Raw genomic sequence first — 21,039 nt, forward strand, 5'->3', positions numbered from 1 at the left:
CAGACCCATATCTGCATTTTTCTTTATCTACCACGATTCTTTTTTCTTGGCTTGTAATTCTTTGATTGATGACGCGGCTTTCTATCACTAGGCTTATGTGACTTGCTTGGCTTTGTAGACTTATGTAACGATTTATTTGATGCACCAACATCACGCTTCTCACTCTTATCACTACCACTTCTATAATCTGACTTCTTCTTAAATGGTGGACGACGATTTGATTTACCAGCACTTACTTTCTTACGTTTTAATTCGATAGAGTATTCCGTTTTCATTAGCGGAATCTCTTTCTTTAACATCTTCTCAATTGACGCAAGCAAACCTAATTCTTCATGGCAACACAAAGAGATTGAAATACCCTCTTTACCAGCTCTTCCAGCTCTACCAATACGGTGGATATAAGACTCATCTTCCTCTGGTAAATCATAGTTGAATACATGTGAAATATCTGAAATATCAATACCACGTGCCGCAACATCTGTCGCTACCAATACATCTACTTGATTAGTTCTAAATCGCTGTAATGCATTCTGACGTTGACCTTGTGTTTTATCACCATGGATTGTAAGAACTTTGATACCATCTTCTATTAACTTCTTAGTTAAACGATCGGCACCAATCTTAGTTCTTGTAAATACAATGGCCTTAGTAACTTCTGGACTTACAAGCATATCCTTTAGGACACGCTTCTTATCTGCCTTTTCACAGTATACAAGATACTGGGTAATTGTTTCAGCTGGACTTGCTGGTGGAGCCACACGAATATCCACTGGGTCATGTAATAATTCATTAGCTAATTCTTTGATTTCTTTTGGCATTGTTGCAGAGAACATAACAGTTTGACGAACTTCAGGAATACGGCTAGCGATTGTACGTACATCACCGATAAATCCCATATCCAACATACGATCCGCCTCATCAAGTACAAATATTTCAATATCACTTAAAACAATCTCACCCTGAACCATAAAGTCATTTAAACGGCCAGGAGTCGCAATTAAAATATCACAACCACTACGGAGAGCTTTTCTTTGCGGGCCAGATGGTGCGCCACCATACACACAGCATGCACGTAGTTTTAAATATCTTCCAAATTTCTTAAAATTCTCAAAGATTTGAACAGCTAACTCACGTGTCGGTGTTAATACCAGCGCACGAATCTGATGTTTCTTCTTATATTCAAGCTTATTTAAAATTGGCAATGCAAAAGCGGCCGTCTTACCTGTACCAGTTTGAGCACAGGCAACGATGTCCTTCCCTTCTAACATAACAGGGATTGCTTTCTCTTGGATTGGTGATGGTGTTTCATACTTCGCCTTACTAACAGCACTCAGTATCGGCTCCTTAAGTTCTAAATCTGTAAAATTCATAAATCTCCTCTGCTTCTTAGTCTCATTAAAGAAAAACTGATCGAGCTTTTGTATTCCCGACCAGTATAATCAGTTTTCTATAAAAGACTCATAGATATTACTGTATATTCCTTATTAGCGCAACCATAACACAGTTTTGGGATGGTCTTCCGTAGCCACAATTCAAATGAGGACTATGAGTTTGAGTCTAAGAATATCTCCTCAATTGCTACAATATCACTTTCTTTCAAACGAATAATATGATTTATCCCATCTGGGAAAATATCAATTTCATCTTCACCAGACTCAGTACCTATAGCAGGATAGTAGTCTATGACTTCTCCGATAATAATTAAACTATTACAAGTAAACACTCTTACATGTTTCTCAAAGAAATCACTTAGTTTCATAAAATATATGTCCTTTTATAAAAGTTTCCCAAAGATAAAGGAAAATGATGCAAGTTATCTATAATATATGTTATAGCAATACTCTTCTCCAACATTTTCATTTTAAGAGCGAGCAACGGGAATCGAACCCGCACATCAACCTTGGGAAGGTTGCATTCTACCATTAAATTATGCTCGCATATGTCGATTATATTGTATCTAAAATGACTAACCCATACAATATCTGCTAAAATAAATCAGATGAAAAATACAGATATTAAAAAGTTAATACAATGGTATGACGAAAATAAACGCAGTTTGCCTTGGCGTGATACGGGAAATCCTTATGATGTTTGGCTAAGTGAGATTATGTTACAACAAACACGAATTGAAGCTGTTAAACCAAAATATCTTGCATTTAAAAAGGAGTTACCCGATATAGCCAGCTTAGCAAACTGCGATGATGATCGTTTAATGAGACTTTGGGAAGGTCTTGGATATTATAGTCGTGCAAGAAACTTAAAAAAATGTGCTATCTATTTGATGGAACATTATGATGGTAAGTTACCAGAAAATTTTGAACTACTGAAGAAACTTCCAGGAATCGGTCCCTATACAGCGGGTGCTATTGCTTCGATTGCATTTAATCTACCAGCACCTGCAATTGATGGAAATGTACTACGTGTACTAACTAGATATTATGGAATTATAGAAGACATCCGCTTACCAAAGGTAAAGAAGATGATTGAAGAAAAACTCAATGACTTCTACAGTTGTAAACAGCCAAATCTTAGTTACGCCTCTTTTAATCAAGGTATTATGGAACTGGGTGAAACAGTTTGTGTACCAAACGGTGCTCCCCAATGTACAAAATGTCCACTCAATAAAAACTGTTACGCATATCAAAATCAGATGACAGACAGAATCCCATATCGCTCTTCTTTAAAAGATAGAAAGATATTAGAGCGTACCCTCTTTATTATTCGTGATGATCAATCATTCTTAATTCATAAGCGACCTCAAGAAGGACTTCTAGCAGGGTTATATGAATTCCCTGGTGTTGATGCCCATCTAACAAAATCAGAAACGATTAGTCATATTGAATCCTTAGGGTTTACACCGCTTAGGATTACAACTCTACCTGAAGCAAAACATATTTTTACACACTTAGAATGGCACATGCGTGCATATGAAATCAAGGTAGCTGAAATCCAACATCCATTAGATGAACATTACTATCTCGTAAATAAAAAGGAATTGCAATCACTTGCAATCCCTTCTGCATTTAGAAAATATACTGATTGGTATTCTCTTAGAGACTAACTCATTTCTTGCAAATGAGTTTTTTAGTCTGCACTACCATCTTGTTCAATCAAATACTTCACCGCCTCAACGGCAGCTTTGATTGCTAGGTCTGTATCGTGGACTTGTGGGTTTGGTAAACCTGCTCTTTGACGTTCTTGGTTTGCGACTGTCAGAAGAACAGTGCCACAACGAACATGTAAATAACTAGCTACGATAAATAGAGCTGCAGATTCCATTTCAGAAGCCTTTGCACCCATCTTAAGCCAAGCATCCCACTTACGAATTAAATCTGGTCCATTCGGAAGTGTTTCTGGACGATGTTGTCCATAAAAAGCATCCTTACACTCAACAACCCCCGTATGATATGGATGCTCAACACGACGAGCACCTTCTACCAAAGCATTTACAATATCTAAGTCTGGAACAGCTGGATATTCAATAGGAGAATACTCCTTAGAAGTTCCTTCCATACGAATTGCGCCAGTTGCGATAACTAAATCACCACTCTTCACGCTTAAATCCATACCACCACATGTACCTATTCGGATAAATGTATCTGCACCAACTGCAGTTAGCTCTTCCATCGCAATGGAAGCACTCGGTCCACCAATACCTGTTGAAGTAACAGATACCTTTACACCATTTAACCATCCTGTATAAGTTACATATTCACGTGAGTCCGCTACAAGTTCAGCATCATCGAAATACTTCGCAATTTTGGCACAACGCTTTGGATCACCTGGCAAGAATACATATCTTCCAACATCGCCTTTTCCAACACCAGTATGATACTGCTTTCCACTACCCTCACTATAATCAATCATAAAAATATCTCCTTCTACACATTATAACGATAATAATCAATCTTTCTATTGATGTAATTATAACAGACCACTATATTAAATACATAAAATTACGTTAGATATGCGCTAAAATCCGCACATATTTCTAGGCAAGCAAATTTTTTTGATTTTTTTGAATAAAATGATTGCAAAGAAATTCTAGACATGCTATATTATACAAGCACTTGGCGCGTTGGTGAAGTGGCTTAACACACCGCCCTTTCACGGCGGCATTCACGGGTTCGAATCCCGTACGCGTCACTTTTTATTTTAGGGGCATCGTACAATGGTAGTACATCGGTCTCCAAAACCGCTGATGGGAGTTCGATTCTCTCTGCCCCTGCTGCTTACAGTGGATATAAGTCATGCATACACGCATGACTTTTTATTATATATACCAAATAAAAAGCAAGAAGTTAATCTTGCTTACGTAATGGCTTTACACGCTGGATAGCAATTGCTGCTACAAATCCAGTTAATAATCCGGTTGGAATAGATAATAATAAGAAATATGGTAATACAACAATAAATGCCGGTTGCATATAAAAGAATGTAACAACCAATACCTGACCTAGCGAATGTCCAATAGAACTCATAACGGAAGTAAACATCAAGGAAGACCTTAATAAATCCATTAAGATTAGTATCAAACTCGAGAGTACTACACCCGCTAAACTAATCCAGAATACACTTCCAAATATCGTACCAGTCAAAAGATTGCCAATCAATACACGCATTGTATTTACGATGAGCATCTCCTTAATACCTAACATACGTAAAGCAACCAAGGCCATAATATTTGCTAGACCAATACGGAAGACACCCATTAAAGGAGGTATCATTGTAGTTTCTAAAATATTCAACGTAATCGCAATAGCAGCTAATAGTGCTAGTACTGTAAAACGCTTCGTTTTAGCTATACTCATTTCACACCTACATACTCAGATAATAGATTTGCTGACCCAATAAAAACATCGTTTGGAAGACAAGTAATTGGGATAATACTATTTTCATCTGCCCAACCCATTTTTACGCATAGTTGATTTGGACAATCGACCTCACGTACATGCCACTTCTTATCTTTCACTTCAACGTGTACTTCACCTACATTACCTTTAACAACATATTCTCCATCAACACCTGAATCGAACCATTGTACAACTTTTCCACGATGTACAATACCCACCCAGATTCCAACTGGCTTTTCTGTTGGAACACCAAGAGAATCTGCATTAGTACTAGGTTCTGTACTAGGTGTTGGAGTTGTTTCTGCAGTTGGCTCGTCCTTCTTTGTAGGTTGTTTTTTATTTTTAGCGATATTGAGACCAATAATTCCTAATACTGCAATCAAGATAATACTGATCAAGATATATATTTCTTTCTTCTTCATAACGACAAGATTATAACATGTTTAACCCAAATTATCGCCCCTAAGTTTGTTATAATAACAACATGAACAGAAAGCAGAAGTATATTCAGTATTTGATATTCCCTATCATCCCACTCGTATTTACAATACTATGGCTTGTCTATGCTGGATATGAAACGAATATCAGTGTCTTACTTTCTAAATCTAAAATTCGTATCTTTCTCCAAGTTTTATGTGGGATTTCACTCATATATCTGTTTTGGAAACTAAAGGATACGACCAAGCAATATGTTAGAGTTTTATTCTTTCTTTGTGCGATACTCACACTTATATTTCCTTATATTGAATTAACGTTTATAAAAAACATGCATCTATTATTTGCATATTCAACGTTAGTTCTTTATGTATTTCTGATAAAAGATTTAGCTCAATTTTTCCAGTATCGGACATTATTTTTTACAGCATGTATCTTCTGTTTCTTTGATTGTATTCTACAGATGAAGATTACTGGTTTATCTGAGATTGTATTCCTTTGGGTAAATGCATACATAATTACAAAATAAAAGTCGAATCTTACGATTCGGCTTTATATACTATTGATTAATTTCAGATACTTTCTTGCGTTCAGGACTTAAGTTATCGCAATAGAAACGTACAGCAACTGTACCTAATGCACAGTTATCTTCTGTTGGCTCAACGATATAATAGTCACCTTCAAGCATGCAGTTATATAAAGCTTGGCAAACTGTCTTAAGGTTATCCTTACCAGCTTCAAATTGAGTTAATAATGCGTCTGCACTTAATTCAATATAGAGCCAATCCAATGCCTTAGCTTCACCCTTCTTCCAGTTGATTGCGTCTTCGTAATCTTTCACTGTCTTTAAATCTAAATCTTCAACCGTAGCCTTAGCTGTCTTCTTAACTGCCTTCTTTGCAGTTTCCTTCTTAACAGTCTTAGCCGCTGGTACTTCCTTCTTTACTTTCTTTGCAGTTGTAGCTTTCTTTTCAGTAGCTTCTTTCTTTTCAGCTTTCTTTGCTGGTGCAGCCTTCTTCTTTGTAGCCTTCTTTTCAACTACTTCTTTCGCTACTTCTTCTGCTACTTCTTTAACAGTTTTCTTTGTTGGCATGTTAGCAAATCCTCCTTTTTTCTACTGCTTACGCGAATTATATCACAATTTTATTATAATTTTTCACAATAGATTTCTGTAAGTGTTAATATATGATTGTAAAGGATACAAAATATGATTGTAAGTCGTAAAGAAATGCTCGAGATTGAAGAAAAATCGGGTATTTCGTCATTTGAATTAATCAATCTTACAGGCAAGAAATTAGCCACACATTTATTACCTTATTTAGAAGTGAATTCTAATATTTTAGTATTGGCCGGAAACGGTAATAATGGTGCAGATTCTTTTGCGCTTATCAACAACCTAAAACAATTTCACATCAATCTGATACTAGTAAATGGGCTTCCAAAGAATCCAGATGCGATGAAGATATATAAACAAATTCCACCTTCCATTATTCAACCAATTCATTCTTTAGATACATGCTTAAAATCTTGTGACGTTATTATCGACGGTATCTTTGGTTTTGGCTATCATGGCAAATTAACGGATGAAATGCGTACAGTATTCAAACAGATACAGGACGCAAAAAAGCCAATCTATAGTATTGATATCAACTCTGGTGCAGAGTGTGATTCAGCCATGCATGATTCATTCGCGCTACATTCTACAGTTACATTTGCGTTAGATTGCTATAAGCCTTTCCACATATTGCAGAAGTATCACCATCTATTTGAAAAGTTAGAACTTGTTTCACTTGATATACCGCACCCAAAACAAAGTTGTTTTTTAGAGATGGATCAAACTCTATTCTTTCAAAATCTTGCAAAACGAAAAGAAACTGCACATAAAGGAAGCAGTGGTAAGATTCTACTTGTTGGAGGTTCTTATGGGATGGCCGGAGCAATCAGCCTGAATATTACCGGTGCAAAAGCACTTGGTTTTCCATACATTGAAGTAGGATGTATCGATGGTATCTACCCTATCGTTGCTTCGAAGCATACAACAGCCGTATTCCATCCATTCTCATCACACAATGTTGAACAACAGTTAACCCCAACAATCGAACATGTTAGTGCAGCCGCCTTCGGCAGTGGTGTTACACAAATGTATGAGAAAGAAATTTGTCTTGATCTAATGATTCAAAACTGCCATGCTCCTTTGATATTGGATGCGGAAGCTATACGCATGTTACGATACAACACATGGAAATTACGCTTTGCAAAATCACCGATTATCCTAACACCACATATTGGAGAATTTGCAGACTTATTCCACCTAGAAAAAGAAGAAGTGATGCGTAATCCTTTGCACTATGCATTAAAATATGCAAAGGAATTAAAAGTATATATCGTACTAAAATCAGCACATACAATTATTGCTACACCAAATGGTCAATGCTATATCAATCAGACTGGTAACGAAGGGTTAGCACAAGCTGGCAGTGGGGATTTACTAACTGGCATGTTAACTGCATTGCTTGCGTATCATTGTGATATCTTTACTAGTTTGCGCATGGGTGTATGGCTACATGGTCATATCGCAGATAAACTTGTAGAACATCATTCCAAAATGCACATGAATTTAGAAGATTATCCCGAGGCTATTAATCAATTCTTCTATGAAAATGGATATTAAAAAAAACGAGTAAACCCTCGTTTTTTTATCCCTTTAAACCTTCTTCTTGGCGTTGCATATTCTCTACAACTACATCGTAGATATCACCGATAGATTGTGCATATTCAAGCACCTTCCATGGTTCATTTGTATGGAAATGAATCTTGATTAAAGTATCATCACCAACAACTAATAAGCAGTCACCTCTAAAATTCTCTGTAATATAGTCATTAATGACATCTTCATCTAAATCATGTCCATCAATCAACAACTGTGTATCAAATTTAAACTCTAATTGTTCCATTTAAGTACCTCCATTAGATGCTGTTATTATATCACGCTTTTAGCGAAAATAAGTAGATATCAATGCGCCAGGGATTTTATATCGTACATCTGTATATAGGAGTTGAGGTATCCTATGAAAACATCATTCACAAAACAACAGCTTCTACATATGATTCAAGAGAATTTAACAAATATCTTCTATCCTGAAAATTACCTAACATTTCTAAATCAATTAAGTTTCTTCCATGAAGAATCAATCGAAAATATCATTCTGATATTTACACAATGCCCAACTGCAACAGTTGTATTACCCTATAAAGCTTGGCAATCATATCATCGTACTGTTCGTAGAGGTTACACTGCTATTGCATTACTAAGAGATTCCATAAACAATCATCAAGTACGCTTAGTTTTTGATATCGAACATACAGTTGGCAAAGAATTTATTTCAACACATCCTGCTATACATATAAAACAGATGTCTAGAATTCTAAGTTCTATGTTATCTAAGATAAAGATAGATTCTATCCTTCAAACAGCCACAGACGATACTACACTACAAATAAAACATGCATTACAACACTACATCTATCATTTACTTCGTACATGTTTCCCTAAATATTGTACGAGTGAAATAGAAATGAAAAGTATTCTCTATTGTGTTTGTTTTCACTATGGAATAGACGTAAGTGAATATAGCTTTTCCTCTATTGCCCTTTGGGCAAAACAAAAAACGAATCACGATCTAAGAGAAGCCTTAAATGTCATTCGTCATATTACTACTTTTTTAATTGATACAATCGATTACATGTATGTTAGTCATGAATATTCTTAGCAACTGGTAAACTCCATTTATGTAGAATTGCCATTGCTCTTACAAAAATTGTCACACCGATTCCAACCCATATACCAAGTGAGATATTTCCTGCATGCATTAACATCGCGCATGGAATAGCACCAATGATAGATGCGATTGCATATACATCCGTGTGAAAGATTTGCGGTAATTGGTTTACACAGATATCACGGAATAAACCTCCACCGACACCCGTTAATACACCACAGAATACTAATAGGAAACTATGTGATGTTGGATGCAAGAAGAAGGCTACACGCACACCTACCGCTGTAAATACACCTAATCCTATCGCATCAGCAATCAACAAGAAATTCTTATATGCATTTTTCTGCGTAATCTTATTTGTATTCACATTGAAGTAGGCAAATAAGAATACGATAACAGAAGTTATACTCGCAACAACAACATATACCGGATTAGAAAATGCACTTGGTGGTACACTACCCAATACAATATCACGCATAATTCCACCAAACGTTGCGGTAATAACTCCAATAATTACTACTCCAAAGAAGTCCATCTTCGATTTCATTGCAACAAGTGCTCCAGAAATCGCAAACGCAATGGTACCTACTATTTCTAATATAAATATGTATTGATTCATATCATCCTCGTTATAATCCGTTCGTATTATATCAAAATTAAAAGTGCGTATTCAACGCACTTTTATACAACTTATTCAGTTTCATCTTTTGGATGATAGATTTTCTCTGCAACGATTTGCACAACGGTCTTCTTATTTTCATCTTTCATGTAAAACTGCTTACGAAGATGGCCTTTAATACCAATTCTTGTACCCGCATGGAATTCTTCGCGAACTTGATCTGCTACATCTCCCCACGCAACTACATTTAGATAGTCCTTCGCTTTACTTGGTTCATTGTGTTTTACACAAACTGAGAATGTTGACATTGTGGAATCATTTTTTGTGCTACGAACACTAGGTTCGTACATTACTGTCCCTTTAATTTCAACTGCATTTAAATCATTCATCTTTCTTTCCTCCATAGAATATCCTTCTACGTATATATTCACAAAAGATGAAATGACTCCCTAAAAATTAAAGTAATTCTTGAATCGCTTTTTCTACATCTGCCATATCAGCAGTTGGTTCAAAACGAGCTACTACATTTCCCTTACGATCAACAAGGAACTTCGTGAAATTCCACTTAATATCAGAAGTTTCTCTAAAGTTAGGAACAAGATTACCAACGTGTGCATTCATGAAGTCTGCCTTTTCACCTGTGAATCCTTCGAAGCCCTTTTCGCTCTTTAAGAATGTGTATAATGGTAATTCATTTTCACCATTTACATCAGACTTGTGCATATGTGGAAATTTTGTATTGAAGTGTAAAGAACAGAACTCATGAATTTCTTCATCAGATCCAGGTGCTTGTCCTCCAAACTGATTACAAGGAATATCGAGGATTTCTAAACCTTGTGCATTGTAGTTTTCATGAAGCTTTTCTAACTCTTCATACTGTGGTGTAAAACCACAAGCTGTAGCAGTATTAACTACTAATACCACCTTATTTTCATACTCTTTTAAAGAAATCTGATTACCCTTGGCATCAGTTACATAATAATCGTAAAATCCCATAATTAATTTTCTCCTTTGGTTAGTTATATTGTATCAAGCATATATGGCATTGCAATTGATATACTCTCAAAGAAAAAACGACCCAGCAAAATGCCGAATCGTCTCTTAGTGCCTCCGGTCGGACTCGAACCGACACGGTATCGCTACCGGGGGATTTTGAGTCCCCTACGTCTACCAATTCCATCACGGGGGCGCTCAATTATTTTATATGATTGCTTTTTAAAATGCAATAGGTGGAAAGTTTCAAATGAACTTTCCACCTCCAAGATTATTCTTTTTCGCTCTTTCTTGCGTCGATGACTTTCTGTGCTACATCATGTGGGGCTGCTTCATAGCGGTCAAACGCTAATTCGTAACATCCACGACCTTGTGTCATTGAACGTAGTTCTGTTGCGTATGTTAACATTTCTGCCAATGGGACTTCTGCTCTAATGACCTGTAGACCATCTTCATCTGTGCCCATATCCAAGATGATTCCACGGCGTTTTGTAAAGTCTCCCATGAGCGTACCTGTATAGTCTTCAGGTGCAGTCACAACAACCTTACCAATAGGTTCAAGAAGCACTGGCTTCGCATTTGGCATTGCGGCATTGTATGCAAGTCTAGCAGCTTCTTTGAAGGCTACTTCCTTAGAATCAACTGGGTGATAGGATCCATCATATAGAGTTGCCTTAACACCAACTACTTTATATCCCGCAAGAACACCCTTATTCATGCAGTCACGCAAACCTTGTTCAACAGGTGGGAAGTACTGTTTAGGAACTGCACCACCGAATACTTCTTCCGCAAATACCATATCATCAGAATCTGTTGGTTCAAATCTTACCCAAACATCTCCATACTGACCAGCACCACCATTTTGTTTCTTGTATTTACCTTGTGCTTCAGCCTTTGCAGAGATTGTCTCACGATACTGTACCGTTGGTTTTTCTGTTGTTACTTCAACTTTGTACTTACTCTTTAGCTTAGAGAGAATCAAGTCGATGTGTTGATTACCTACACCATAGAGTACCTGTTCGTGTGTCTCTTCGTTGTTAACTAGTTTAATTGTATGGTCTTCTAGCATCAGATTATGAATACCACTGGATAACTTATCTTCATCTGCCTTTGTCTTTGGATGAATTGCATATCCTAACATTGGATGTGGATATTCAATATCTGGATACTTAATAACTCTTGAACGTGTACACAGTGTATCGTTTGTTTCTGTTGCTTGTAGCTTAACAACTGCACCGATATCACCTGTAAATAACTTACCTACACCAATCTGATACTTACCATTGATAACATAAATCTGGTTAATCTTTTCCGTTACATCTTTCTTGGAGTTATATACCTGGCTATCACTGTTGAGGACACCACTCATTACCTTTAAGTAAGAAACCTTACCTACAAATGGGTCGACAATCGTCTTGAATACAAATGCACTAAGTGCTTCGTTTTCGTTTGTTTCCATGTCGATTGTATCGCCCTTGAGTGTTTCAGCTTGAATTCTTCCCTTTTCTGCGTAGCTTGGGAAGTATTCGGTAATTAGGTCTAACAAACGTTCAATACCTGTTTGATTCTCTGCACTACCACAGTATACAGGACGGATATCACCACTACGTACACCAATACGTAATCCCTTGGCTAGTTCATGTTCATCAAATGTTTCCCCTGAGAAGAATTTCTCCATGAGTTCATCATCAGTCATTGCGATAGCTTCAGCGATTTCATTGTAATAACGTTCTACTTCACCAATTAAAGCTGAAGGTACTTCCTTGGCTGTATTGCGATCATTGTAATACCATGCTTTACGACGCAAGATATTGACAGATCCTACAACTACACCATTTTCAATAATTGGCACTTCAAATGGAATGACTGACTTACCGAACTTATCACGAATGCTAGTATATACTGTATCGAAGTTTGCATTTTCTACATCCATCTTATTGATAAAGAAGATGGTAGGAATCTTTTGTTTAGAAACCGCTTCACGCCATGCGCGTTCTGTACCAGCTTCAATACCTTCTTTTGCGTTTACAACAATCAAGGCATTATCACCCATCATTAAACCAGTCGCTTCCTCACCTGCATAATCCATATAGCCCGGTGTATCGATAAAGTTGATCTTCTTATCTTTCCATTCTACAGGTGCGATATGGCAATATACTGATGTACCACGCTTTCCTTCTTCAAGATCGTAATTCAGAGCTGTTGTGCCATCGTTATTCTTTCCATAACGTTCAATTGCCTTTGTAAAATATAGGCAGGCTTCAATGACAGAACTCTTACCAGCGCCAGAATGTCCTAGCACCACTACATTTCTTACTTCATTTGCTAAATAGTCTTTCATTGTCGGCCTCCTACTTTAAAATATCTTTCAAATCTGATAAGCATTCTTTACGTACGTAATGAATTGCTAAATTACCATCATAATCCTTCATTGTCTTATCTGCGCCTTTTTCAAGCAGATACTTCACTAATTCAGGAATTCCAATATACGCAGCGCGCATCAATGCTGTACATCCCTTATTATCAGCCTTATTGATATCTGCACCGTTATCTACTAAATCTTTAATTTCATCTAATTTATATGCATTCACTGCTTCCATTAACGCTGTACGACCTTGTTCATCTACTGCATTTACATCAGCGTTCTTAGAAATTAAATACTTCACTGTATCACTATGACCAAGTAATGAAGCTCTCATCAAAGCTGTTCTACCCTTATTATCGTGGGCATCAATATTTGCGCCAGCATGTATTAACATACGGCAAATATCTGTGTGACCCTTCTTAGCGGCACCCATTAAAGCTGTCTTATTATTTTTATCTCTAGCTCTTGTATCCGCACCATTGTCTAATAAGAAACGTACGATTTCAGTGTAACCACGTTTTGCGCTTCTCATTAACGCTGTACGTCCATCACCATTTGCGATGTTGATGTTTGCACCCTTAGAAACCTGTGCACATACCTTTGCAAAATCACCACTGGCTGCTGCTTCAAAAAAGTCTAAATTTGTCTGATCCATAATCGTTTTCCTCCTGTATGATTATCAGAAATTAGTTACAAAAAAGGATGGGCATTATATGTCCATCCTAAAAACCATTTTCACAGAGAACCCGTCAAAAACCTCCCCGCCTGGGGTTTGTACAATCTCATATTGTATATCAAAAAGAACATGCTTCGTAGTCATGCTACATCATCTCCATTCTCTTAATCAATACACTTCGTGTTCCTGTAACTACATAATACCGCAATTTTATTTCCCTGCAATATTGTTTGTTTATCTTTTGCCAACTTTTCGTGTGAATTCATGAAAATAATGTAAACGTTTACATATTCTATTTAAGAATCTGAATCTTTGTATATGGAATTTCAATTCCATTCTCTCTAAACGCAACGAGTAAAGCTTTGCGAATCTTTGATGCGGTTTCTACACTCTTACCTAGTGACTTTGTTGTAAATGGAAAACGAATCTGAATACCACTGTCTAAGAACTCATTTACCGTAATATTAATTGGTAAATTCTTTTCTTTTGCTTCTGCACTTCTAGTATCGATGACGCCATCTGTATTTACTACAACATCAGTAATCACTCTCTCCAATTTATCGATATCCGTATGATACGCAACTGATAAAACTAAATAGCGAATATATGTCTTCTGTCCAAATGCTTTATCTTCTACAATTGCAGAGTTCATCGTACTATTTGGCACAATGATTTTTGTATTTTCAACCGTATTTAAAATCGTATGACGGAATGTGATTTCAATCACTGTGCCAGAGATATTCTTCTCAGGAAGATTTACCATATCTCCCACGTGAAATGGTTGATAGATAACAATGAAGAACCCGGCGATAAAGTTACCGAACGTTTCCTGTGCAGCTAAGCCAACGACAACCGTCATAACACTCGTTGCACCTAGTATCGCTGTAGAAACACTCTGTAAAGGTTTCACATTCATCAAGATAGCGAAAGTCGCAATCACGTAAATCACTGTACGTAATATCTTTAAAAGATACTTAAATGGCATACTAGCCCTAGCATCTTTCTTCATCGCATGATCAACTAGTTTTTCCAATATCGTTGAAAATATCTTTGCGATAATCACTGTAATCAAAAATGTAATGATAAAGCCTAAAGCTCCATTTTCAAAAATAGTATTCCCAAATAAAAACACACTATTTTCTTTTACAATGTTTCCCATCATTAACCTCACTTCAATAAATCGTTATATTCCTTATATTCAGGCATATACATTCTGATGATATCATAAAATCGTTTCGAATGGTTCGCTTCTAGGATATGCGCATACTCATGTAATAAAACATAATCTAAACATACAACCGGAAAATGGATGAGTCTTGATGATAAACTAATGTGATGTGTCATCGGTGAATAAGATCCCCATCTACTCGTCATGTATTTTAGTGTAATACGCGGAAGATTTCGATAATTTGCAAGACAAATATGATCATCCCATTCTTTCCGTCTTTCCTCCACCATTAGTTTCAGTTGTAAGTTTCCTGTACGATAGAAAATATCTTGAATGATATTATCTTTAATTTCTGGGAGATAGAATACGATACGATCCTGCTCTACCGCCATAAAGCGCTGCTTTGAAATGATAAATTCCACAGGATATACCCTTCCTAACCAACAGGCCTCTTTATGGTCAGTGCCATCTAAAAGATAGCGATTCTTTTTTCTTTCCTTTTTACTAACTTTTAAAATCCATTCTTCCTTTTCAAAAATAAAGGATAGAATTTCCTGCTCACTGACATAACGTGGGCAGGTAACGAATAATGTTCCATCATCTTTTACACGTAAGTACATTCTCTTATTCCGCTTGTGTTCAACTACGAGATTTCGCAGTTCACCACCAACATTTATTTGTCTCATGTATATTTAATACCTCTATTTGCAATTTAGCCAAAAATATATATTGTTTATTATTTTTGGATATGATAATATATTTTAGCACATGGCGGCTATGGTGAAGTTGGTTAACACACTGGATTGTGGCTCCAGCACTCATGGGTTCGAGTCCCATTAGTCGCCCCTTGTAGCAAAAAATCCGTTAAACACGGATTTTTTTGTTTACTACTGTTGAAGAATCTTTAAATACTCTGTCACTTTAGAATCAAGTTCTAACGTAGACTTATCTGGTTGATAAGAATTTTTAGATGGAAACAGTCTTACTTCTCCTAACGATGAAGCTAGCGATAGATAATCAATATCACTTTGATTGATTCCAAGTTCAATAAAATATGGAACCTTTGAAGATTGTTCATCTTTTAGTGATAACCCTTTATGATCTTTAATGGATATTACTTCCGCATGGCGTATCAAAATACCAGTAATTGGTATATCTTTCTTTTGCGAGATTGAAACATGAATATCTGCATACATCCCCTCTTCTATACTACCTAACGCAGATACATTTGTTTCTAACGTAAATATCGTCATCCCCTCTTGAAGTTTTGTGATTGCAAGATCACGGACTTCTTTTTCGTTATACAGCATATCTTTATAAAACAAAGAGCCCTTCGGTATCATTCCTTGAATTGATGTATATTTACCAACAATATCTGCTTTTTCATTCCAAGTATATGACTGCATGTATTTTTCTGGAACTTGAATCATAGTTAGATCTTCAGTTTGAATCTCTGAACGTGGTGGAATATCACGCTTTGCGATATAGGTTGTTTTTAAATTAATCGTCTTTGCTAAAAAGTAGCGAAAAACTAGTATATTTCCAGCTATCCATAAACATAGTATCAGTACAAAAATTGACGTTCTTCTTATCTTCTTCATCAAATTACCCTCAAGATTTTATATGTAATTTGATGATATTCTCCACAAAAAATTCCTAAGCTTACGCTCAGGAATTTTTCTTAACCTACATGTTCAGCAAGATATGCTTTAATAGCTTCTCTTTGATCTGGCTTGCTTGGTTTGCACTGTTCAACTTGTGCTTGGCCATCAAGTAACTTCACAGCCATCGCAGCACAGCCTGGGTTACCACAAGCACCGCAGTTATAACCAGGTAATAGAGCTGTTAACTCTTCCTTGCGATTATCTTCCTTCACATAGAACTTAATGGAAGCAAACGCTAGTACACCACCTAAAACAGCACCCAATACTAACATCAAGCCAAAAGCTTTTAAAATTGCTACTACCATTATTCCTCCTCTGTTTTGTGTGGCGCTTGGCGAACACTACATTCACTAATACCACATGCAGAACACTCTGCCTTCAGGTCTTCACAACCTTCAGGCTTTGGTGTTTTCTGATTTAACCTTAATAGCCATACATTTAGGGCAAAGAAACCTACAGCTAATAAAGCCGCAACAATGATTCTAAGCACGGCTTATACTAATCCAGCAAATGCAGAGAATGCAATTGCCATAATTGCTGCACAAATGAAAGCGATAGGATTGCCCTGGAATGCCTTCGGAATATCATTTTGATTTAAACGTCTACGGATTGTTGCAAAGATAACTAGCATCATCATAAAGCCAGCAGGTACTGCGACAGAATTTACCATTGTTTGTGCCAATGTATACTTCTGTGTAATGTTATCCATTGCTACGTAAAGTACTGCACAGTTTGTTGTAATAAGTGGTAAGTAAATACCTAATGACTTATACAGTTCTGGTGAGAACTTCTTAACGAACAATTCAACAAACTGAACGAATGCTGCAATCAATAAGATGAAGCAGATCAGTTCCATAAACTCTAGTTCAAATGGAACTAAGATAAAGTGATAAAGTCCCCATGCAAGAATGGATGCACCGAAGATAACAAAGATAACGGCAAGACCCATACCTACTGCAGATTCAAGTTTTGTAGATACTCCCATAAATGGACACATACCTAAGAACTTCGTAAGAATAATATTGTTAATCAGTAATCCACTGATCAAGAGTGTAAATAAATTCATTATTTAGCAGCTCCTTTCTTTGCTGGCTTTGCAAGATGGTTCTTGTAAGCAGCTACACCAGCAGCTAAACATGCAAATGTGATAAATGCACCAAACTGCTCTGTGAACATTGGAATTTCAAATCCTTCTGGAATAATTCTAAATGCAAATACTACATTGTTTGTAAATGGATTTGAGAAAGATAATCCACCAGTACCTAATAACTGTCTGATAAGTGACATTGCAAGAAGTGCACATGTGTAAGCACAACCCTGTTGTAATCCATCAACGATAGATTCAAGTACTGTATGCTTGCATGCATATGCTTCAGCACGTCCTAAGATAATACAGTTTACAACAACTAAGTCTAAGAATGCGCCTAAGGCAGTAAATAAACTTGGTGTATATGCATGCATAAACATTGAAACAATTGTAACTAGTGTTGCAATAATAACGATATAAACTGGAATATGAATATCATCCGGTGTAATTGGTGCAATTAATGATACTAAGATATTGGATAATGTTAATACAACAATTACCGCAACACCCATACCAATCGCACTGTTTAAACTTGTTGTAATTGCTAATGTTGAACAGATACCTAAGTAAGTTGCGAATACTGGGTTCTCTGTTGCTAATCTAGAGAAGAAGCCTTGACCTTTAATTTTCTTTTCGCTCATACCTTCCTCCTTACTTTGTTGCAGCCTGCAAGGCTGTTGTAATCATTGCTCTGAGTGATGTACTTGTAAATGTTGCTCCTGTTGTAGAGTCTACCTTACTTTCAAATGTAACTCCCTTGTACTTATCTAACTCAGCTGCTTTTGTTGCTTGGTCGCCTACGCTTTCTGTATCGCCAAACTTTGTAACTTCAATACTCTTTACAGACTTACTTGCTACATCTACTGTGACTGTTGCTTCATTTACCCCTTCAAAACCATGTGCTTTACATGCATAGACAGCTGTTGCACCATCATTGCTTGTTTCTGTACACTCTGCTTTGTTGTCTTTGAAGTCTTCTTTACCTAACGCTACTGGCTCTGCTTTTGGCGCAGGTGTAGCTGTCGCATTTTCATCATAAGAGATATTATTCATCTTATTAAATACTTGTCTAGCTTGATCTACTGCTTTTCCTACTGCAGTAGTTGTAATTGTTGCACCAGTAATAAGTGGCATTGTATCAGAAGAAGTAAGTTTTAATACATCACTTACATATGGATCCTTAAATGCCTTATCACCTTTACCAGCTGTTTCGGCTTGTTCAAGTACACTGTATCCACCAACGGAACCGTCATTGTTATACGCAATCATGAACTTAAATCCATCTGCGTTATATCCTGTAGAATGTAATGTAAAGATTGTCCCCTTACCTTCAGCGTTGTAAATGCCATCGATGAGAGACTCTTCACCATCTTTTAATTCAAGAAGACCAATCTTGTCTTCTGTAACATCTGTAAATGTTGCACCTGGATAAATCTGCTCTAATGATGACTTAACAGATGCCAATGCATTTTCTTGAATAATCGGAGCGGTAATCGCATTTACTGTTGATAGTAGAATTCCACATACAGCACAGAGAATACCAAGCATGCATGCTTTATATACTCCTGAAGTCTTATCAATTTTCATACGAGTACCTCCTTACTTTGTTGCAGCCTGCAAGGCTGTTGTAATCATTGCTCTGAGTGATGTACTTGTAAATGTTGCTCCTGTTGTAGAGTCTACCTTACTTTCAAATGTAACTCCCTTGTACTTATCTAACTCAGCTGCTTTTGTTGCTTGGTCGCCTACGCTTTCTGTATCGCCAAACTTTGTAACTTCAATACTCTTTACAGACTTACTTGCTACATCTACTGTGACTGTTGCTTCATTTACCCCTTCAAAACCATGTGCTTTACATGCATAGATGGCTGTTGTTCCATCATTGCTTGTTTCCGAGCACTCTGCTTTGTTGTCTTTGAAATCTTCTTTGCCTAACGCTACTGCGGAAGCAGACTTTAAAGCGGTCGCAATCATTGCGCGTAGTGACTTGCTTGTAAATGTCGCTCCTGTTGTTGCGTCAATCTTACTATCTGCAGTTGCACCAACATATTTCTTAAGTTGTTCTTCTGTAGTAGCTTGATCACCAACTTCTTCCGTATCACTAAACTTAGTAACCGCAATGGATACAACCGTCTTCTTCGCTACATCAATTGTTACTGTAGCTTCGTTAACACCTTCGAATCCCTTTGCCTTACATGCATATACTGCAGTTGTGCCATCATTACTTGTCTCTGTACACTCTGCATTATTTTCGCTAAAGTCCTCAGCACTTAATGCTACTGCTTCTGCAGGTTTATCATCCTTCTTTGGCTCTTCAGCAACTGTTGGAGTCTTTGCTACTAAACTAGATCCAACAAGAAGAACTGCCACTAAGAATGCACACATTGCAATAACTGCTTTACGCGCAATCTTTGCCGCATCCTTAATCTGACTACCATCTAGCAACTGATCAATTGCAGGTGTTAGCATATTCATAATTAAGACAGAGTATAATGCACCATCTGGTAAGTTAGCCTTCCAACGAATAATCAATGTAAGAGCTGCAGCACCTACCGCAAATACATATCTACCTGGAATTGATACTGGTGAAGTAACTGGATCTGTTAACATGAACACACCAGCGAATAATACACCACCCGCTAATACATTAACGATTGCATATTCAATACCTGCACCATGCATTAAACCAACAATGAGAGATACTACGAATACTGTTACGATATATGTCACTGTCAAACGATAGTCAATAATACGTCTAGCAATGAGATATACTGCAACGAGAATTAACAATAATGCGCACGATCCACCGATAACACTCTGATAATTACCTAAGAACATACCGGATAAGTTACCAAATTGACCTAATACATTTTGCAATGCACTGCCATCAACTACCCAACCATATGACTTCATGGCTGCAAGTGGTGTAGCACCTGTTTGTATATCAGCCGCAACACTTGCGCTAAATGAGTTCATGATAATTGCTTCCGCAAATGCTGCTGGGTTAAATATGTTCTGACCAAATCCACCAAATAACATCTTACCAAACAAGATTGCAATTGCAGTCGCAATGATAATTGCGTAAAAACTAACATTAATTCTTGTGATTAATGGAATAATTAAACCTGTTACCCAACCATAGGAATGTAACAATTCTTTTGCAATGTCCTTCTTCTTTCTTGCAAGTAAGTACAATGTTTCAGTACACAATGCAGTTACTACAGAAGCGATGGACAGTAGAATAACACGAATGCCTAAAGAAGCACCGCCTGTCACTCCATACCAGATTGCAGAAGCAACTGTCACAACAACCAAAGCTAAGCTAAGTTCCAACATAATACCTGTTGTAGATTGTTTAGCCGCATAGTTAGGCGATACTTTATATGAAAATTTCATTTTT

The 21,039-nt window shown here is 36.9% G+C and carries 24 protein-coding genes and 5 tRNA genes; 6 read left to right on the forward strand and 23 right to left on the reverse strand.

Translation table 11 applies throughout. The features are described 5' to 3' along the window. Positions 1 to 23 precede the first annotated feature (23 nt). The 3 genes from RWM19_RS04520 to RWM19_RS04530 all read right to left on the reverse strand — a co-directional run bounded on the left by RWM19_RS04520 (position 24) and on the right by RWM19_RS04530 (position 1,937). Positions 24 to 1,370, reverse strand: coding sequence for a DEAD/DEAH box helicase (locus RWM19_RS04520; protein ID WP_313984213.1), 1,347 nt, complete (start codon positions 1,368 to 1,370; stop codon positions 24 to 26). Between the two features lie 173 nt (positions 1,371 to 1,543). Then, on the reverse strand, positions 1,544 to 1,759 hold the full coding sequence (locus RWM19_RS04525; RefSeq protein WP_294023279.1) for a hypothetical protein: 216 nt from the start codon (positions 1,757 to 1,759) through the stop codon (positions 1,544 to 1,546). A gap of 107 nt (positions 1,760 to 1,866) precedes the next feature. Further along, positions 1,867 to 1,937 (reverse strand) — tRNA-Gly (locus tag RWM19_RS04530). Positions 1,938 to 1,999: 62 nt separating this feature from the next. Here RWM19_RS04530 and RWM19_RS04535 point away from each other — a divergent pair. After that, the gene (locus tag RWM19_RS04535; protein ID WP_294023280.1) at positions 2,000 to 3,061 is read left to right on the forward strand and encodes an A/G-specific adenine glycosylase; all 1,062 of its coding nucleotides are present in this window, start codon (positions 2,000 to 2,002) and stop codon (positions 3,059 to 3,061) included. A 23-nt stretch (positions 3,062 to 3,084) separates the two neighbouring features. Here the strand turns inward: RWM19_RS04535 and udp are convergent, their stop codons facing one another. Continuing rightward, positions 3,085 to 3,867 carry a uridine phosphorylase gene (gene udp, locus RWM19_RS04540; RefSeq protein WP_294023281.1) on the reverse strand — a complete coding sequence of 261 codons (783 nt, stop codon included), beginning with the start codon at positions 3,865 to 3,867 and terminating at the stop codon, positions 3,085 to 3,087. A gap of 205 nt (positions 3,868 to 4,072) precedes the next feature. Between udp and RWM19_RS04545 the strand changes: the two genes are divergently transcribed. Then, a tRNA-Glu gene (locus tag RWM19_RS04545) sits at positions 4,073 to 4,146 on the forward strand. An 11-nt stretch (positions 4,147 to 4,157) separates the two neighbouring features. Then, positions 4,158 to 4,228 (forward strand) — tRNA-Trp (locus RWM19_RS04550). A gap of 73 nt (positions 4,229 to 4,301) precedes the next feature. Here the strand turns inward: RWM19_RS04550 and RWM19_RS04555 are convergent. The 3 genes from RWM19_RS04555 to RWM19_RS04565 all read right to left on the reverse strand — a co-directional run bounded on the left by RWM19_RS04555 (position 4,302) and on the right by RWM19_RS04565 (position 6,381). Then, positions 4,302 to 4,811 carry a Gx transporter family protein gene (locus RWM19_RS04555; RefSeq protein WP_313984218.1) on the reverse strand — a complete coding sequence of 170 codons (510 nt, stop codon included), beginning with the start codon at positions 4,809 to 4,811 and terminating at the stop codon, positions 4,302 to 4,304. Continuing rightward, positions 4,808 to 5,275 carry a NusG domain II-containing protein gene (locus RWM19_RS04560; protein WP_313984220.1) on the reverse strand — a complete coding sequence of 156 codons (468 nt, stop codon included), beginning with the start codon at positions 5,273 to 5,275 and terminating at the stop codon, positions 4,808 to 4,810. Before RWM19_RS04560 ends, RWM19_RS04555 begins: the two co-directional genes overlap by 4 nt. Positions 5,276 to 5,847: 572 nt before the next feature. Beyond that, a complete protein-coding gene (locus RWM19_RS04565) occupies positions 5,848 to 6,381 on the reverse strand; it encodes a hypothetical protein (RefSeq protein ID WP_294023284.1) in 534 nt (177 codons plus the stop codon). Positions 6,382 to 6,495: 114 nt separating this feature from the next. Here RWM19_RS04565 and RWM19_RS04570 point away from each other — a divergent pair, with 114 nt between their 5' ends. Then, the gene (locus RWM19_RS04570) at positions 6,496 to 7,959 is read left to right on the forward strand and encodes an NAD(P)H-hydrate dehydratase (protein WP_294023285.1); all 1,464 of its coding nucleotides are present in this window, start codon (positions 6,496 to 6,498) and stop codon (positions 7,957 to 7,959) included. Positions 7,960 to 7,984: 25 nt separating this feature from the next. Here RWM19_RS04570 and RWM19_RS04575 read toward each other — a convergent pair whose 3' ends face one another. Further along, entirely contained in the window at positions 7,985 to 8,242 is a 258-nt protein-coding gene (locus RWM19_RS04575; protein ID WP_006525126.1) for a hypothetical protein, read from the reverse strand. 114 nt (positions 8,243 to 8,356) lie between these two features. On the opposite strand from RWM19_RS04575, the gene RWM19_RS04580 reads away from it, so the two are divergent. After that, a complete protein-coding gene (locus RWM19_RS04580) occupies positions 8,357 to 9,058 on the forward strand; it encodes a hypothetical protein (RefSeq protein WP_313984225.1) in 702 nt (233 codons plus the stop codon). Here RWM19_RS04580 and RWM19_RS04585 read toward each other — a convergent pair. The 8 genes from RWM19_RS04585 to RWM19_RS04620 form a co-directional block, all read right to left on the reverse strand. Next, on the reverse strand, positions 9,039 to 9,686 hold the full coding sequence (locus RWM19_RS04585; RefSeq protein WP_294020147.1) for a trimeric intracellular cation channel family protein: 648 nt from the start codon (positions 9,684 to 9,686) through the stop codon (positions 9,039 to 9,041). The two genes, RWM19_RS04580 and RWM19_RS04585, sit on opposite strands and share 20 nt — an antisense overlap. Before the next feature lie 71 nt (positions 9,687 to 9,757). Next, a complete protein-coding gene (locus tag RWM19_RS04590; RefSeq protein WP_006525123.1) occupies positions 9,758 to 10,075 on the reverse strand; it encodes a single-stranded DNA-binding protein in 318 nt (105 codons plus the stop codon). 67 nt (positions 10,076 to 10,142) lie between these two features. Continuing rightward, on the reverse strand, positions 10,143 to 10,682 hold the full coding sequence (locus tag RWM19_RS04595) for a glutathione peroxidase (protein WP_294020146.1): 540 nt from the start codon (positions 10,680 to 10,682) through the stop codon (positions 10,143 to 10,145). Positions 10,683 to 10,791: 109 nt separating this feature from the next. After that, positions 10,792 to 10,875: transfer RNA gene (locus tag RWM19_RS04600), tRNA-Leu, on the reverse strand. 75 nt (positions 10,876 to 10,950) lie between these two features. Beyond that, positions 10,951 to 13,020 (reverse strand): elongation factor G, encoded by a 2,070-nt coding sequence (locus tag RWM19_RS04605; protein ID WP_313984230.1) that lies wholly within the window; start codon positions 13,018 to 13,020, stop codon positions 10,951 to 10,953. A 10-nt stretch (positions 13,021 to 13,030) separates the two neighbouring features. Next, positions 13,031 to 13,699 (reverse strand): ankyrin repeat domain-containing protein, encoded by a 669-nt coding sequence (locus tag RWM19_RS04610; protein WP_313984233.1) that lies wholly within the window; start codon positions 13,697 to 13,699, stop codon positions 13,031 to 13,033. 313 nt (positions 13,700 to 14,012) lie between these two features. Further along, a complete protein-coding gene (locus tag RWM19_RS04615; RefSeq protein WP_313984235.1) occupies positions 14,013 to 14,882 on the reverse strand; it encodes a mechanosensitive ion channel family protein in 870 nt (289 codons plus the stop codon). A 5-nt stretch (positions 14,883 to 14,887) separates the two neighbouring features. Beyond that, entirely contained in the window at positions 14,888 to 15,574 is a 687-nt protein-coding gene (locus RWM19_RS04620) for a SprT family zinc-dependent metalloprotease (protein WP_313984237.1), read from the reverse strand. 85 nt (positions 15,575 to 15,659) lie between these two features. Here RWM19_RS04620 and RWM19_RS04625 point away from each other — a divergent pair. Further along, positions 15,660 to 15,733 (forward strand) — tRNA-His (locus tag RWM19_RS04625). Between the two features lie 42 nt (positions 15,734 to 15,775). On the opposite strand, the gene RWM19_RS04630 is transcribed toward RWM19_RS04625, so the two are convergent. From RWM19_RS04630 to RWM19_RS04660, 7 genes are all read right to left on the reverse strand, one after another. Continuing rightward, positions 15,776 to 16,489, reverse strand: coding sequence for a hypothetical protein (locus tag RWM19_RS04630; protein ID WP_313984240.1), 714 nt, complete (start codon positions 16,487 to 16,489; stop codon positions 15,776 to 15,778). 80 nt (positions 16,490 to 16,569) lie between these two features. Then, entirely contained in the window at positions 16,570 to 16,857 is a 288-nt protein-coding gene (locus RWM19_RS04635; RefSeq protein ID WP_294020777.1) for a (Fe-S)-binding protein, read from the reverse strand. Further along, positions 16,857 to 17,042, reverse strand: coding sequence for a hypothetical protein (locus RWM19_RS04640; RefSeq protein WP_313984244.1), 186 nt, complete (start codon positions 17,040 to 17,042; stop codon positions 16,857 to 16,859). Before RWM19_RS04640 ends, RWM19_RS04635 begins: the two co-directional genes overlap by 1 nt. 3 nt (positions 17,043 to 17,045) lie before the next feature. Continuing rightward, positions 17,046 to 17,618: an RnfABCDGE type electron transport complex subunit A gene (locus tag RWM19_RS04645; RefSeq protein ID WP_313984247.1), complete on the reverse strand. Its 573-nt coding sequence runs from the start codon at positions 17,616 to 17,618 to the stop codon at positions 17,046 to 17,048. Continuing rightward, positions 17,618 to 18,280 (reverse strand): electron transport complex subunit RsxE, encoded by a 663-nt coding sequence (rsxE, locus tag RWM19_RS04650; protein ID WP_294020774.1) that lies wholly within the window; start codon positions 18,278 to 18,280, stop codon positions 17,618 to 17,620. The genes RWM19_RS04645 and rsxE overlap by 1 nt, the downstream gene beginning before the upstream one ends. A gap of 10 nt (positions 18,281 to 18,290) precedes the next feature. After that, positions 18,291 to 19,226: an FMN-binding protein gene (locus RWM19_RS04655; RefSeq protein WP_313984250.1), complete on the reverse strand. Its 936-nt coding sequence runs from the start codon at positions 19,224 to 19,226 to the stop codon at positions 18,291 to 18,293. A gap of 12 nt (positions 19,227 to 19,238) precedes the next feature. Then, a complete protein-coding gene (locus RWM19_RS04660) occupies positions 19,239 to 21,035 on the reverse strand; it encodes an RnfABCDGE type electron transport complex subunit D (RefSeq protein WP_313984252.1) in 1,797 nt (598 codons plus the stop codon). Positions 21,036 to 21,039: the final 4 nt, after the last annotated feature.

It is taken from the genome of uncultured Solobacterium sp., from assembly GCF_963517755.1.
Taxonomy (GTDB): Bacteria; Bacillota_I; Bacilli_A; order Erysipelotrichales; family Erysipelotrichaceae; genus Bulleidia.

Coding starts and splice junctions, on each gene's coding strand:
- RWM19_RS04620 (WP_313984237.1), bottom strand. CDS start 15,574: ATGAGACAAATAAATGTTGGTGGTGAACTGCGAAATCTCGTAGTTGAA.
- rsxE (WP_294020774.1), bottom strand. CDS start 18,280: ATGAGCGAAAAGAAAATTAAAGGTCAAGGCTTCTTCTCTAGATTAGCA.
- RWM19_RS04520 (WP_313984213.1), bottom strand. CDS start 1,370: ATGAATTTTACAGATTTAGAACTTAAGGAGCCGATACTGAGTGCTGTT.
- udp (WP_294023281.1), bottom strand. CDS start 3,867: ATGATTGATTATAGTGAGGGTAGTGGAAAGCAGTATCATACTGGTGTT.
- RWM19_RS04605 (WP_313984230.1), bottom strand. CDS start 13,020: ATGAAAGACTATTTAGCAAATGAAGTAAGAAATGTAGTGGTGCTAGGA.
- RWM19_RS04555 (WP_313984218.1), bottom strand. CDS start 4,811: ATGAGTATAGCTAAAACGAAGCGTTTTACAGTACTAGCACTATTAGCT.
- RWM19_RS04630 (WP_313984240.1), bottom strand. CDS start 16,489: ATGAAGAAGATAAGAAGAACGTCAATTTTTGTACTGATACTATGTTTA.
- RWM19_RS04655 (WP_313984250.1), bottom strand. CDS start 19,226: ATGAAAATTGATAAGACTTCAGGAGTATATAAAGCATGCATGCTTGGT.
- RWM19_RS04595 (WP_294020146.1), bottom strand. CDS start 10,682: ATGGGATTTTACGATTATTATGTAACTGATGCCAAGGGTAATCAGATT.
- RWM19_RS04525 (WP_294023279.1), bottom strand. CDS start 1,759: ATGAAACTAAGTGATTTCTTTGAGAAACATGTAAGAGTGTTTACTTGT.
- RWM19_RS04615 (WP_313984235.1), bottom strand. CDS start 14,882: ATGATGGGAAACATTGTAAAAGAAAATAGTGTGTTTTTATTTGGGAAT.
- RWM19_RS04570 (WP_294023285.1), top strand. CDS start 6,496: ATGATTGTAAGTCGTAAAGAAATGCTCGAGATTGAAGAAAAATCGGGT.
- RWM19_RS04575 (WP_006525126.1), bottom strand. CDS start 8,242: ATGGAACAATTAGAGTTTAAATTTGATACACAGTTGTTGATTGATGGA.
- RWM19_RS04535 (WP_294023280.1), top strand. CDS start 2,000: ATGAAAAATACAGATATTAAAAAGTTAATACAATGGTATGACGAAAAT.
- RWM19_RS04560 (WP_313984220.1), bottom strand. CDS start 5,275: ATGAAGAAGAAAGAAATATATATCTTGATCAGTATTATCTTGATTGCA.
- RWM19_RS04635 (WP_294020777.1), bottom strand. CDS start 16,857: ATGGTAGTAGCAATTTTAAAAGCTTTTGGCTTGATGTTAGTATTGGGT.
- RWM19_RS04565 (WP_294023284.1), bottom strand. CDS start 6,381: ATGCCAACAAAGAAAACTGTTAAAGAAGTAGCAGAAGAAGTAGCGAAA.
- RWM19_RS04590 (WP_006525123.1), bottom strand. CDS start 10,075: ATGAATGATTTAAATGCAGTTGAAATTAAAGGGACAGTAATGTACGAA.
- RWM19_RS04585 (WP_294020147.1), bottom strand. CDS start 9,686: ATGAATCAATACATATTTATATTAGAAATAGTAGGTACCATTGCGTTT.
- RWM19_RS04580 (WP_313984225.1), top strand. CDS start 8,357: ATGAAAACATCATTCACAAAACAACAGCTTCTACATATGATTCAAGAG.
- RWM19_RS04660 (WP_313984252.1), bottom strand. CDS start 21,035: ATGAAATTTTCATATAAAGTATCGCCTAACTATGCGGCTAAACAATCT.
- RWM19_RS04645 (WP_313984247.1), bottom strand. CDS start 17,618: ATGAATTTATTTACACTCTTGATCAGTGGATTACTGATTAACAATATT.
- RWM19_RS04610 (WP_313984233.1), bottom strand. CDS start 13,699: ATGGATCAGACAAATTTAGACTTTTTTGAAGCAGCAGCCAGTGGTGAT.